The sequence below is a fragment of the Labrys sp. HAY1-8F genome (assembly GCF_056754975.1).
In genome coordinates this window covers 4,496,201-4,509,615 of the sequence record NZ_JBPGWZ010000002.1, presented here as the reverse complement: position 1 = coordinate 4,509,615, position 13,415 = coordinate 4,496,201, and the positions used below count along the sequence as shown (strand labels likewise).

The following is a 13,415-nucleotide window of genomic DNA, read 5'->3' as shown; positions in this document are numbered from 1 at the left end:
GTTTCGAGCCGGTTGCAGCCCCGCGCTAAATGCCGCGGCATCTTTCGGCAACCTTTCCAACGCTCTCTCATCAGCAATAAAAACGTTTTTATTTTTATTGAAAACGTTTTTATTCGCTGTTATCAGAATCCTGCAATCGTCAGACCCGGAGGGGAGGATGGCCGGAAAAACCTCGCAACCGTCGCGCCCCGCACCGCCCACCATCAAGACGCTGGCGGACAGGACAGGCTATTCCATCGCCACCATCTCCAAGGCCCTGCGTGGCCATGCCGTGGTTGCCCCGGAGACGCGGGAGGCAATCTTTAAGGCTGCCCAGGAGATCGGTTACCAGGCCAATACGCGCGGCATGGCGCTGCGCACCGGCAAGACCTACCAGGCCGCCGTGTTGATGCCGGTGACGGCCGCCCCCGACTATGAGTGGGACGGCGTCGAATATACCCAGATCCTCAGCGGCATCAGCCAGGCCCTCGACGGCAGCGACTACAACATCTCTGTGCATGTCATCCGCGACGCGGCCGATGGCTGCGAGGTTGCTCGCCGCATCGTCGAGCAGGGCCTCGCCGACGGCCTGATCTTCTCGGGGATTCTCGCCGACGACCCGCGCGTCGATTTCCTGGTGGCCCGGGACTTCCCCTTCGTCTCGCTCGGGCGCTGCCGTGGGGAGCTCGATTATGCCTACGTCGATATCGACAATGAGTGGGCCGCCCATGCCGCTACCGCCAGGCTGATCGCCGGCGGCCATCGGCGCATCGCCCTGGTCAATCCGCGGCGGCGCCTGTCTTACGCCATGGACAGGATCGATGGCTTCACCCGTGCCTTCGCCGAGGCGGGCCTCTCCGCATCCACAGATCTGATCGTCGAAGGCGACCTTTCGACGGCATTCGGCCGCAAGGCCGCGATCGAGCTGCTCGGCCGCGCCGACCCGCCGACCGCCTTCGTCTGCGTCAACGAATCCACCACGCTCGGCGTGCTCTCGGGCCTGTCCGGCCTCGGGCGCGAGATCGGCACCGATGTCGATGTCATCGCCTATGACGACATCAATGTCAGTGCCTATTTCAACCCGCCGGTCACCACCTTCTACCAGCCCATCGAGATCTGCGGGCGGTTGCTCGGCCAATACCTGCTGCAGCGCATGGCCGGCACCGGGCCCGAGGCGCTGAAACAGGTGTTCAGGCCCGAGCTGGTGGTCCGGCAACCCGACGATCTCGGCAGCCGCAAGAGCTGACGCATAGAACCAACAAAACCAATGGAGGAGGAAACCATGAAAAAACTGAACGCGATCACGGCCGCCTTGCTGTTGTCGGTCTTCGCCGGCAGCGCGCAGGCTGCCGATCTCGGCGGCAAACTCCTGAAGGTCGGCTCCGACACCACTTCGCCGCCGATGGAAAGCGTCGACCCCGCCACCAACCAGATCGTCGGCTTCGACGTCGACGTGGTCAACGCGATCTGCGTCAAGATCAACTGCAAGGCCGAATTCGTGACCACCGGCTGGGATGGCATCTTCGCCGCCCTCGACCAGGGCAGCTTCGACCTCGTCGCCTCGGGCGTGTCGATCACCGACGAACGCAAAAAGGCGATGGATTTCTCCGATCCCTATATCGTCAACAGCCAAGCGATCCTGGTGCGCGTGGCAGACCAGGACATCTCGCTCGATGGCTTCAAGGGCAAGGCCAAGAAGCTCTCAGCCCAGGCCAACACCACCGACGCCCAGGTCGCCGAGAAGATCGTCGGCAAGGACAATGTCGTGGCCTATGACAGTTTCAGCGCTTCCGTCATCGCCCTGAAAAACAAGGATGTCGACGGCGTCGTCATCAACGGCGCCAATGGCCCGGCCTACGACCGCGAATTCGCCGGAGACCTCGTGGTCGGCATCAAGGGCCTGGAATCCGACCCTCTCGGCCTCGTTTTCCGCAAGGGCGACGACAATGTCGCGGCCTTCAACGAAGGCATCAAGCAGATCAAGGCCGACGGTACGCTCGACAAGCTGATCGCCAAATATTGGGGCGCCAAATAAAGCGCCCGCCCCTCCCCTGGAGGGGTCGGCCATTCCCCCTGGAATGGCCTGGGGTCGACGCGCAGCGTCGGGTTGGGCTGAGCTCTCCGCAAGACTGAGCCGCTTTTACCATTACACCCCAAGCATCTTCACCCCACCCCGGCCCTTCAGGCCGACCCTCCCCCTCCAGGGGAGGGTCGTGTCGGCTCACATCGAAACCGCGATCGCCCCGTTGGGGGAGGACCGAATGAACACTCTCAGACGCATCCGCCCCAGCAATCTGATCATTCTGACGGCCCTGCCCTTCATCATCTATCTTTTCTCGACATCGCGCGACTATCAGCGCTCGCTGCGGGCGATCCTCGGCGTCGAGAACGGCTCTTCCGCCTTCGTGCCCGGCTTCGCCGCCCTGGCCGTCGCCTTTTCGGCCGGGCTCGCCGTGCTGTTCTTCTCACGCGCCCATGCCTACAGGCCGCGCCTCGCCCTCATCGCCGCCGGCCTCACCCTCGCGGCCGCGCTGGCGATCGCGCTGGGCGGTTTCACGCATCCCTATCTCGCCTCGGCCCTGGCCAATGCCGTCGACCCCTTCACCTCGGCTCTGGTGGTGAAGGGCGTCACGCCGCGGCAGCTCACCCCGGACGCCGATATGATGCTGGGCCATGCCGAAGCCTGGCTGCTGCCTGCCTATCTCGGCCTGACCCTGCTGGGCCTCGGCCTCTTCTTCGCCGGCGGGCGCCCGAACGCGGAGCGTGAAACGCAAGTGCGGCGTGCCGGGCGCTGGATCCTCGGCCTTGTCAATGGCGTCGGCGCCGTCGGCCTGTTCTTCTTTGCGCATGTCGCCTTCGCGGCCGGCGTCGCCACCACCATCCGCGCCGCCGTCGCCGCCTATCTCCTGGCTGCCCTGCTCGGCCTCGTCTGGGTCGGCCTCCTACAATTGCGCTACAGCGAGCGCGCCAGCCTGATCTTCGTCGCCCTCACCCTGGCGCTTGCCGTGGCTGCGGGCTGGTTCCTGATGCAGCCGCGCGACAGCTACGTCCTGGCCGGTACGCTCGAAGGCAAGGTGGCGGTCGTCGGCAATACGCCCTCCAGCCTGATCGCCTCGGTACGCGAGGGTGACTTTCCCGGTGGGCCTAACGCGCCGGTGCCGGTGCGCAGCTTCGCCGGCTCGCCCGAGGCTCTTGCCGCCATCGCCAGGAAACAGGACGTCTCGGCTGCCCTCGTCCCGGCCTCCGCCCGGCCCGGCGACCTGCCGGTGCTCTGGCAGACCGAACTCCTGAACGATCGCGACCGCTCAGCCGGCATCACTTTCGCGGTGCTCGCCATCATTCTCGGCCTGCTCACCTTCGGCGGCCATCTCAATTTCCGCCACCCGCTCGCCATCGGCTCGGAGTTCATCGTCGACATCATCCGCGGCATCCCGATGCTGGTGATCGTGCTCTATATCGGCCTGCCACTCAGCGGCGCGCTCAAGGACGCCACCCAGGGCGCTCTCGATCCGCCCAACCTGCTGCGCGGCATCGTCGCCATGGCCTTCGCCTATTCGGCCTACCTCGCCGAAATCTTCCGCTCCGGCATCAATGCCATCCCGATGGGGCAGATCGAGGCGGCCCGCAGCATCGGCCTGTCACGCTGGAAGACAGCGCGGCTGGTGGTGCTGCCGCAGGCCTTCCGCATCATCATTCCCCCGCTCGGCAACGAGTTGATCGCCATCCTCAAGGACACCTCGCTGCTCTCCATCCTGTCGATCCGCGACATCACCCAGCGCATGCGCGAGTTCCAGTCGGCGAGCTTCCTGCCCTTCGCACCCTACAACTCCGCCGCCATCTTCTACATCGTCCTGACCCTCGCCGCGGCGAGCCTGGTCAACACCATCGAGAGAAAATATGACGTCAAGCATCGCTAACGACCGGCAAGCCCTGGAAACGCGCGCCCGCAGCCTGGTCTTCCCCAAGGGCTTCGTCTTCGGCGCCGCCACGGCCGCCTACCAGATCGAGGGCGCCCACGACCTCGACGGCAAGAGCGAGAGCATCTGGGACCGCTTCTGCCGCAAGCCCGGCGTGATCGTCGATGCCAGCAGCGGCGAGGTAGCCTGCGACCACTATCATCTGTGGCGCGAGGACATTGCGGTGATGAAGCAACTCGGCCTCGACGCCTATCGCTTTTCCGTGGCCTGGACGCGCATCCTGCCCGAGGGGACGGGCACGCCGAACACCGAGGGGGTCGCCTTCTACGACCGGCTGATCGACGGCTTGCTGGAAGCCGGTATCGAGCCCTATCTCACCCTCTATCACTGGGACCTGCCCCAGCTCCTGCAGGACCGCGGCGGCTGGTACAATCGCGAGACCTCCGAACATTTCGCCGCCTATGCCTCGGTGGTGGCGCGCGCCTTCGGCGACCGCGTCAAGCATTGGACCACCTTGAACGAACCCTGGACCTTCTGCTGGTCTGGCCATGCCACTGGCGAGGACGCGCCGGGCCTTCATGACGGCGCCAAGGGCGGCGTCGCCGCCAGCCATCACGCTTTGCTCGGCCATGGCCTCGCCGTGCCGGCCGTGCGCGCAGAAGCGCCCGAAGCCTCCGTCGGCATCGTCTTCGACCTCAACGTGGTCGAGCCGGCCAGCGCCGATCCGCGCGATGCCGCCGCCGCCCGGCGTTTCGACGGCGCCCAGAACCGCTGGTTCCTCGACGCCGTCTTCAAGGGCAGCTATCCCGAGGACATGCTGGCGCTCTACGGCCCGATGCTGCCGGAAATCCGGCCCGGCGACAACGCCGTCATCGCCGCCCCGGTCGACTATCTCGGCGTCAACATCTACCGCCGCTCGGTGATCGCCGAGGGCAGCGAGCTGACGCCGCTCAACTACAGGCGCATCCAGCCCGAAGGCGTCTATTCCGCCGTCGACTACGAGATCTGGCCGCGTTGCATCTACGACGTCCTCCACCACGTCCATGCCAACTACCGGCCCAGGCGTATCTTCATTTCCGAGAACGGCGTGGCCACGGCCCCCGAGACCGTGACCGCCGACGGCCGCATCTGGGACGACCAGCGCGCGCTCTATTATGTCGACCATCTCGCCGAGGTCGCCAGGGCCGCGGCAGAGGGCGTGCCGGTGCAGGGCTATTTCGCCTGGACACTGATGGACAATTTCGAGTGGGCCTATGGCTACACCACGCCCTTCGGCATCACCCATGTCGATCTTGCAACCCAGGAGCGGAGGATCAAATATTCGGGTGAGGTCTATGCCCAGATCGCGGATCAGGCCCGGAGCGTCGTCCAGCCGGCGCAGAGCGCCCAACTTGGCTGACGGCGACCTGATTCATATGCGGCAAGATGTCGGGATAGAGCGCGGGTATCCTTCCCCGACTTCGGGGAAGTCCGGAATATCTTCGAAGACGAAGATGTTCCTGACATCGATGCGGTGCAGCGACGGAAGGGGGCGGGCCGGAAAAAGTATGGTCGCGCCACCCTACCCCACCCGGCCCGGCTTGGCCGGTCCACCCTCCCCGAAACCGGGGAGGGACTCCCGCGCTCCACTCGGCATGATCAAGATGCGTGAATTCGACAGCACACCAGAACGAACCCCTACGCCCGGCACGGTGCTGATTACCGGCGCGTCGCGTGGCCTTGGGTTGGCCTTGGCCCGGCACTATGCCGGCGCGGGCTGGCGGGTGATTGCCTGCACCCGCGCCGACACGCCGCCCCCTGACGAAAATGGCCTCGAATGGCGCCGGCTCGATGTCGCCAGCCCGGCCTCGATAGCCGAGCTTGCCGCCAGCCTCGCCGGCACCCCGCTCGACCTCATGATCAACAATGCCGGCATCCGCGGCGACGTCGATGGCCTCGCCACGCTCGACGCCGACGATTTCATCGAGGTGATGCGTGTCAATGCCCTCGCGCCCCTGTTGGTGGCGCGGGCGCTCCTGCCGAACCTGCGGGCGGGAGGCGGCCGGATCATCGCCAATATTTCGAGCCGCGCCGGATCCATCGCCGAAGGCATGATCGGCGATGATGACGGCGACTATGCCTATCGCTGCTCCAAGGCAGCGCTCAACATGGCGACGGCCAAGCTGGCCCACGACCTCAAGCCCGATTGCATCACCGTACTTGCCCTCCATCCCGGCTGGGTACGAACCGATATGGGCGGCATCGAAGCCGAAATTCCGGTATCGGACAGCGCGGCAGCCCTGCAGGGCCTGATCGACCGGGCCACATTGGCCGACAGTGGCAGTTTCCAGGCCTTCGATGGACGGCCGATCGCCTGGTGAGACACGCAGTGCGACAACGCATCGGATGAACGATATGGCCGCGGCGTCGCTGAACGTGTAATCACAGGCATGGCGACGAAGAACGGGCCGGGAAGCGACGCCCGATCGCTGCCGTCGCGAGGCAGCCGCCTGGCCGGCCGGACGATCACGCCGCTGGGAAGCCGATGGAAGTCTTCAACTATCCTGCCTGGAACCTGATTTCCTTCGAGCGCGGCTCCGCCATCCCCCTCTACCAGCAGCTTTTCGCCCAATTGCGTGGATTGATCGCCGACGGACGGATCCCCCGCGGCGCACGCCTGCCGCCGAGCCGCATGCTGTCGGACGAACTCGCCATCTCCCGCAGCACGGTGGTGTTGGCCTATGAGAAACTGGCGACGGAAGGTTATCTGCAGAAGCGCGTCGGTTCCGGCACTTTCGTGGAACAGGTCTTTCCGGAAGATCACGTGCTGCGTCCGGCGATCATCCAGCCCGCCGGCAAGCGCCGCCCCGCTCGTCCTTCGGTACACGCCGAAGCATTGCTCGCCTTGGACGTTCCACCGGAGCGCATCGAGAGATTCGGCCTCAGCCCCGGCATCCCCGCCCTCAACGAACTCCCCTACGAGGTCTTCGCGCGCCTTGCCGGGCAGCATTGGCGTGCCCATGCCGCCTCGCATACGGGCTACGACTATACCCGAGCAACACTGCCGCTCGGCCGGCAGATCGCCGCCTATCTCGAGGAGACGCGCGGCATCCTCTGCCACCCCGAACAGGTCATCATCCTCTCCAGCACGGTGCAGACGGCTGCCATGGCTGCCCATGTGCTGATGAACCAGGGCGAGCGCGTCCTGCTGGAGGACCCCTGCCATGTCACCCAACTGGCAACACTGACGGCCTGTGGCCTCAGAGTTGAGCCCGTCCCCGTCGACGACCAGGGCTTCGACATCACCGCCATCATCAGATCCAGCCTGCCGGCTCGGCTTGCCATCGTCTCATCGGTCGAGCAGTTCCCCTTCGGCTGCACCATGTCCGCGCCGCGCCGACAGGCCCTGCTTGATTGGGCCGTGGCGGAGGATGGCTGGATCCTGGAGGATGATTTCAACAGCGAGATACGCTGGTCGGGTGCGCCGGTTGCTCCACTCTATGCCGGCAATTCCGGTCGTGTGATCTATACCAGCTCCTTCAACCGCGTGCTGGCGCCCGGGCTGAGGCTCGCCTATCTGGTGGCCCCGCCGGAGTTGATCGAGGCCTTCAAGCTGGCCCAGCGCATCTTTTCCTTCTACGCGCCGCTGCCCGACCAGGCTCTTGTCACCGAATTCATGAGTTCGGGCCATTTTGCCTCGCATCTGCGGCGCATGCGGGCGATCTACCGCGAAAGAGCGGGGACACTGGCGGACTGCCTGCGAGACCGGCTCGGCAGCGATTTCATCGTTCCCGACGTCAGGGCCGGGCTCCACCTCACCATCCGGTCGCATCAGCCATTCGACGACCGCGCCGTCTCGAAGAGGCTGCTCGATCACGAAATGGACTGCCCGCCCCTCTCGCGCTACTGCCGCAGCGCGCTGAAGCGGTACGGCTTCGTGCTCGGCTTCGGCAACAATCCGGTCAAACGCATCCGCCGCTACGCCGAAATCCTGGCCCGCACCATCGAAGAGCTTGGCTGACGCCTCGTTCCCGCGGCGGAATTGGACTGTATCGCCACTCGAAATTGGCTCTTGGGTACGACCGGCAAGTCGCCCAATCTCGTGCAAACACCACCGCGCTATAGCGTTTTTGCGATTTAACGGCGTCACCAAGAATCGCAAAGACGCGTCCAACCAAAGAGTTAGAGCAAACAAGCGTTCACACTTGAACGCGTTTTGCTCTGGAGCACGGGACATTCCATGGGGAATCAAGAACAAGTCGTGCTTCGCGCGACGGGTATTCGCAAGAGTTTCGGCACTCTTGAGGTGCTGAGCGGCGTCGATCTCACCGCCCGCACGCATGACGTCATCAGCATGATAGGCGCTTCCGGCTCGGGCAAGAGCACCTTCCTGCGCTGCATGAACCTCCTGGAGATTCCAAGCGCCGGCTCCATCGCCGTGGAGGGCGAGGAGATCACGCTCGACCGGCGCGGCGATCGCACCAAGCTGAACGCCAGGCAGATCAATCGCCTGCGCAGCCGCATGGGCATGGTGTTCCAGAATTTCAATCTCTGGAGCCAGCTCACCGTGCTGGACAACGTCACCATCGCGCCGATCAAGGTGCTCGGCCTGTCACGGCGCGAGGCGCTGGAACGCGGCGAGGCCTATCTCGCCAAGGTGGGCCTTTGGGAGAAGCGCTCGCACTACCCAGCCCATATTTCGGGCGGCCAACAGCAGCGCGTCGCCATCGCGCGGGCCCTTGCCATGGAGCCGAGGCTGATGCTGTTCGACGAACCGACCTCGGCCCTCGACCCCGAACTGGTCGGCGAGGTGCTCGGCGTGATGCGCACCTTGGCCGAGGAGGGCCGCACCATGATCGTGGTCACCCATGAAATGGCCTTCGCCCGTGAGATCTCGGCCGAGGTGGTCTTCCTGCACAGGGGCGTGATCGAGGAGCGCGGCCCGCCGGGCGAGGTGTTCGGTGCGCCGAAATCCGAGCGCTGCCGCGCCTTTCTGCAACGCGTACTGTGAATCCGAAGCTTCAAGAACAATGGAGGGGAATTCCATGAAGAAGATCGCCATCCTTCTGGCCGCCGGGGCCATGACTTCGCTGGCTTGCCTGGCCTCCATGGCCCAGGCCCGGGAGTTGCGGGTGGGCAGCGAATGCACCTATCCGCCCTTCAACTTCAAGGATGCCAGCGGCACCCTGCAGGGCTTCGACGTCGACGTCGCCCGGGAAGTGGGCAAGCGCATCGGCGCCGACATCAGCTTTGTCTGCCAGCCCTTCGATTCGCTGATCCCGGCGCTGATGGCGGGCAAGTTCGACCTCCTGGCCGCCAGCATGTCGATCACCGCCGAGCGCAAGAAAAGCATCGAGTTCAGCCTGCCCTACCGCTCCTCCACGGCCCGCTTCATCGCCGCCAAGGGCTCCAGCCTCACGCCGCTGACGGCGGACGGCAAGGCCAATCCGGACGGAATCAAGGGCAAGGCGATCGCCATCCAGCGCTCCTCGACCTATGAGAAATACATGCGCGACAAGTTCCCCGATGCGGACATCGTGCTCTACGACACCGTCGACAACATGCTGCTGGATCTCACCTCCAAGCGCGTCGACCTGGTGTTCGCCGGACCGATCAAGCTCGCCCAGGACTTCCTCGATAAGCCGCGGGGCAAGGACTACGCCTTTGTCGGCCCCGAAATCAACGACGTGGAATTCTTCGGGCCCGGCGTCGGCATCGGCCTGAGGAAGGACGATACCAAGCTACGCGACGAGGTGGATGGCGCGTTGAAGGCCATGTTCGCCGACGGCGCCTTCAAGGCCATCAACGACAAATACTGGTCGTTCAACGTGCTGCCGGCGGCAACCCAGTAGGGCAGCGCTGGCAGGCATATGTTCTGTCATTCCCGGCACGGCCATAGGCTGTGGGAAGGGGCCACCTCCGGTGGCGCCGGGGATGACGGGGCACGAACCGCAAGCAACCCCAAAAGCCTCGCCGTCAGCTGCGCTGGCTTCTCTTCCAACCCCGCTGTCGGAGCGTGTTGGCCATGGATTTCTTCTTGGGCTGGGGGACGCAGATCGCCTTCGGCTTGCTGGTGACCATCGAGGTTGCCGTGCTCTCGCTGCTGCTCGGCTTCGTCTGGGCCATGCTGGGGGCCTTGGCGCAACTGTCCTCGAACGCCTTCCTACGCGGCCTCGGCCGGGGGTTTGCCGTGGTCGTGCGCGGCACGCCCGAACTCCTGATCATCCTGATCGTCTATTTCGGCGGCACCGTCGCGCTGACGGCCCTGATGAAGACCATTCGGCCCGATGCCGCCTATGTCGAGATCCCGGCTTTGCCGGCGGGCGTCTTCGCGCTCAGCCTCGTCTTCGGCGGCTACGCCTCGGAGGTGCTGCGCGGTGCCTTCCTGGCTCTCCCGAAAGGCGAGGTCGAGGCCGCCCAGGCCTTCGGCATGTCGTCTCTGACCAGCTTCATCCATATCCGCCTGCCCCTGATGTGGCGCTACGCCCTGCCGGGCCTCGGCAACAACTGGATCTCGCTGATCAAGGACACCTCGCTGATCTCTATCGTCGGCCTGGAGGAGATCATGCGTGTCAGCTCCATGGCGACCTCCGTGGCGGGTGACCCCTTCCGCTTCTACGTCATCGCCGCCTTCGCCTATCTCATCCTGACCATCGTCAACACCTCGGCGGTGGACGCCCTCGAGCGCTGGGCCGCGCGCGGCGAAAGGAAGCTCGCGCAATGAACCTCGATCTCATGCTCGAAAGCTTGCCGGCCCTGCTCAAGGGCACGGCAATCACGCTGCAGCTCCTGGCCGCTTCGCTCGCCTGCGGCATGCTCATCGCCATTCCGGTGGCGATCCTGCGCATCAACGGCAACGCCGTGGTGCGCCTGATCCTGCATTGCTACATCTATTTCTTCCGGGGCACGCCGCTGCTGGTCCAGATCTTCCTGGTCTATTACGGCCTCGCCCAGTTCGATGTGGTGCGCGACAGTGCCCTCTGGCCCTATCTGCGCCAGGCTTGGGTCTGCGCTATCCTGACCTTCAGCCTGAACACCGCGGCCTATACCGCCTATATCCTGCGCGGCGCGATCCAGGCCGTGCCGGCCGGCGAGATCGAGGCGGCCCGCGCCTGCGGCATGTCGACCGCCCTCGCCTATCGCAGCATCATCCTGCCGCACGCCTTCCGCCTGGCCTTGCCGGCCTACGGCAACGAGGTCGTCAGCATGCTGAAGTCGACCTCCCTCGCCAGCACGATCACCGTGATGGAACTAACCGGCGTCGCCAACACCATCGTGGCGCGTACCTTCGCCCCCTACGAGCTCTTCATCACCGCCGCGCTGATCTATCTCGTCATCACCTATGTCCTCACCTCGGCCCTGCGTGCGCTCGAGCACCGGCTGAGCCGGCACAGGCGCCCCCTTCTCCAGTCGCGTACCAACCTCTCCGAAAGCTCCCATGCAACGACCTGACCTCGAAGCCTTCGCCGCCTTCGCCGATTCTCTCGCCGATGCCAGCGGTGCCATCATCCGCGAGGCCTTGGCCAACCAGCGCGATTTCCTCACCAAGGATGACGCCAGCCCGGTCACCGAGATCGATCGCCGGGTGGAAGCGCGGCTGCGCGAGGAGATCATGCGGCAACATCCAGGGCACGGCATTCTCGGCGAGGAGTTCGAATCAACCGACCTCGACGCCGAATGGGTCTGGGTGATCGATCCAATCGACGGCACCAAGGCCTTCATCACCGGCCTACCGACCTTCGGCACGCTGGTAGCCCTCGCTTATCGCGGCGTGCCTGTGCTCGGTGTGATCGACAATCCCGTCACCCATGAGCGCTGGATCGGGGCGGACGGCATTCCCAGCACGCTGAACGGCAGGCCCATCCGAACGCGGGCCTGCACCGAGCTGACAAACGCCATCCTCGCCAATGGCAATCCCGAGCCCTTCGACGCGGCCGAGCAGGCCGCCTTCCAGGACCTGCGCAGCCGGACTCGCTGGTGCGTCTATGGCGGCGGCTGCCATGCCTATGGCCGCGTCGCCGATGGCGCGCTCGACATCAGTACCGATGGCGGGCTCGACGCCTTCGACTATTGCGCGCTGGTCCCGATCATCCGCAATGCCGGCGGCGTCATCAGCACCTGGCAGGGCGAGGAGCTGACCATCCGCTCCGGCCGTCAGGCTATTGCCGCCAGCGCCACGCCGGCCTTGCACGAGCAGGTGATTGCTCGGCTCGCCACGCAGGCTCCCGCTTTGCGCGCCAGCCGCTGACGCCGGAAGGATTTGACATGACCACAAGCACTTGGGACATCGAGGCCGTTCGCGCCGCCTTTCCTGCGCTTTCCCTCCGCGACGATGGCAAGCCTCGCATCTATCTCGACGCGCCCGGCGGCTCGCAGGTTCCCCGCCGCGTCGTCGACGCAATGACGCATGTGTTGATCGACAGCTGCGCCAACGAAGGCGGCCCCTTCCGCACCTCGCAGGACAGCGATCGCATCCTCGCCGGGGCCTACCAGGCGGCTGCGGCCCTGCTCGGCGCGGCGGCCGACGAGATCGTGTACGGGCTGAACAGCACCTCGCTGCTCTTCCATTTCTCGCGCATGATCGCACGCGACTGGCAGGACGGGGACGAGATCGTCCTCACCCGCATGGACCATGACGGCAATGTCGGCCCCTGGCTGATCGCCGCCGAGGAACGCGGTGTTACCGTGCGCTGGCTCGATTTCGATCCCGAGACTTACGAATATCGCTACGAGGCGCTCGACCGGCTGATCGGGCCTCGTACCCGGCTGGTGGCCTGCAACCACGCCAGCAACATGTTCGGCACCATCAACGACGTCGCCCGCATCGTCGCCGCCGGCAAGGCAGTCGGTGCAGTGACCATGGTGGATGCCGTGCAATCCGCCCCGCACATTCCGGTCGACGTGCAGGCGATCGGCTGCGACCTGCTCGCCTGCTCGGCCTACAAATTCTTCGGTCCGCATGCCGGGGTGCTCTATGTGCGCGCCGAGCTGCGCGACAGGCTGGTCCCGCTCAAGGTCCGACCCGCCGCCATGGACATGCCCTGGCGCCTAGCCCCGGGCACGCCCTCCTTCGAGGCCCTCGCCGGCACGCAGGCTGCCATCGAGCATATGGCCTGGCTCGGCGAGGCTTTCGGCGGGACGCAGGCAAGTGAGCCGCTCCGGACCCGGATCGTCGCCGGCCTGGAGGCCGCCACCGCCTATGAGGCGGAGCTGATGGACCGTTTCCTGGCTGGCCTTGCCGATATAGAAGGACTCAAGCTCTTCGGCGTCGCCAGCCGCAACCGGCTCGATGCCCGCGTGCCGACCTTCAGCTTTCGCCTGGAAGGCCAGACACCGCAGGAGACCATGGCGCATCTCGCCGCCGGCAACATCTTCGGCTGGGCCGGTGATTTCTATGCCCATGAGGCGTCGGGCGCTCTCGGCCTGCGCGAGACCGGCGGCGTCGCCCGTCTCGGCCTGTCACACTACACCAGCATGGCCGAAGTCGACGCCACCCTCGATGCGCTCGCCCGCTGCGCGTCGAAATCCTGAGTGGGAGAA

Annotated in this window: 12 protein-coding genes; all 12 read left to right on the top strand. The window is 65.3% G+C overall.

What is annotated here, in order from left to right; all coding sequences use genetic code 11:
* The first annotated feature begins 157 nt into the window (after positions 1 to 157).
* Positions 158 to 1,225: a LacI family DNA-binding transcriptional regulator gene (locus ACR9ZN_RS29835; RefSeq protein ID WP_481273929.1), complete on the top strand. Its 1,068-nt coding sequence runs from the start codon at positions 158 to 160 to the stop codon at positions 1,223 to 1,225.
* Between the two features lie 36 nt (positions 1,226 to 1,261).
* Complete coding sequence (locus tag ACR9ZN_RS29830) at positions 1,262 to 2,014, top strand: transporter substrate-binding domain-containing protein (RefSeq protein WP_481273928.1); 753 nt, start codon at positions 1,262 to 1,264, stop codon at positions 2,012 to 2,014.
* Between the two features lie 226 nt (positions 2,015 to 2,240).
* A complete protein-coding gene (locus tag ACR9ZN_RS29825) occupies positions 2,241 to 3,896 on the top strand; it encodes an amino acid ABC transporter permease (RefSeq protein WP_481273927.1) in 1,656 nt (551 codons plus the stop codon).
* Complete coding sequence (locus ACR9ZN_RS29820) at positions 3,877 to 5,295, top strand: GH1 family beta-glucosidase (RefSeq protein ID WP_481273926.1); 1,419 nt, start codon at positions 3,877 to 3,879, stop codon at positions 5,293 to 5,295. Before ACR9ZN_RS29825 ends, ACR9ZN_RS29820 begins: the two co-directional genes overlap by 20 nt.
* A gap of 292 nt (positions 5,296 to 5,587) precedes the next feature.
* On the top strand, positions 5,588 to 6,256 hold the full coding sequence (locus ACR9ZN_RS29815; protein WP_481274406.1) for an SDR family oxidoreductase: 669 nt from the start codon (positions 5,588 to 5,590) through the stop codon (positions 6,254 to 6,256).
* Positions 6,257 to 6,420: 164 nt separating this feature from the next.
* On the top strand, positions 6,421 to 7,896 hold the full coding sequence (gene pdxR / locus ACR9ZN_RS29810; RefSeq protein WP_454812947.1) for a MocR-like pyridoxine biosynthesis transcription factor PdxR: 1,476 nt from the start codon (positions 6,421 to 6,423) through the stop codon (positions 7,894 to 7,896).
* 219 nt (positions 7,897 to 8,115) lie between these two features.
* Positions 8,116 to 8,886 (top strand): ABC transporter ATP-binding protein, encoded by a 771-nt coding sequence (locus ACR9ZN_RS29805; protein ID WP_454812945.1) that lies wholly within the window; start codon positions 8,116 to 8,118, stop codon positions 8,884 to 8,886.
* A gap of 34 nt (positions 8,887 to 8,920) precedes the next feature.
* Positions 8,921 to 9,727 (top strand): transporter substrate-binding domain-containing protein, encoded by an 807-nt coding sequence (locus tag ACR9ZN_RS29800; RefSeq protein WP_454812943.1) that lies wholly within the window; start codon positions 8,921 to 8,923, stop codon positions 9,725 to 9,727.
* Positions 9,728 to 9,900: 173 nt separating this feature from the next.
* Positions 9,901 to 10,599, top strand: a complete 699-nt coding sequence (locus ACR9ZN_RS29795; protein WP_454812941.1) for an ABC transporter permease — start codon at positions 9,901 to 9,903, stop codon at positions 10,597 to 10,599.
* Positions 10,596 to 11,327, top strand: coding sequence for an ABC transporter permease (locus tag ACR9ZN_RS29790; RefSeq protein ID WP_481273925.1), 732 nt, complete (start codon positions 10,596 to 10,598; stop codon positions 11,325 to 11,327). The genes ACR9ZN_RS29795 and ACR9ZN_RS29790 overlap by 4 nt, the downstream gene beginning before the upstream one ends.
* Positions 11,314 to 12,123 (top strand): inositol monophosphatase family protein, encoded by an 810-nt coding sequence (locus tag ACR9ZN_RS29785; protein WP_454812937.1) that lies wholly within the window; start codon positions 11,314 to 11,316, stop codon positions 12,121 to 12,123. Before ACR9ZN_RS29790 ends, ACR9ZN_RS29785 begins: the two co-directional genes overlap by 14 nt.
* 17 nt (positions 12,124 to 12,140) lie before the next feature.
* Positions 12,141 to 13,406, top strand: coding sequence for a cysteine desulfurase-like protein (locus ACR9ZN_RS29780; protein ID WP_481273924.1), 1,266 nt, complete (start codon positions 12,141 to 12,143; stop codon positions 13,404 to 13,406).
* Positions 13,407 to 13,415: the final 9 nt, after the last annotated feature.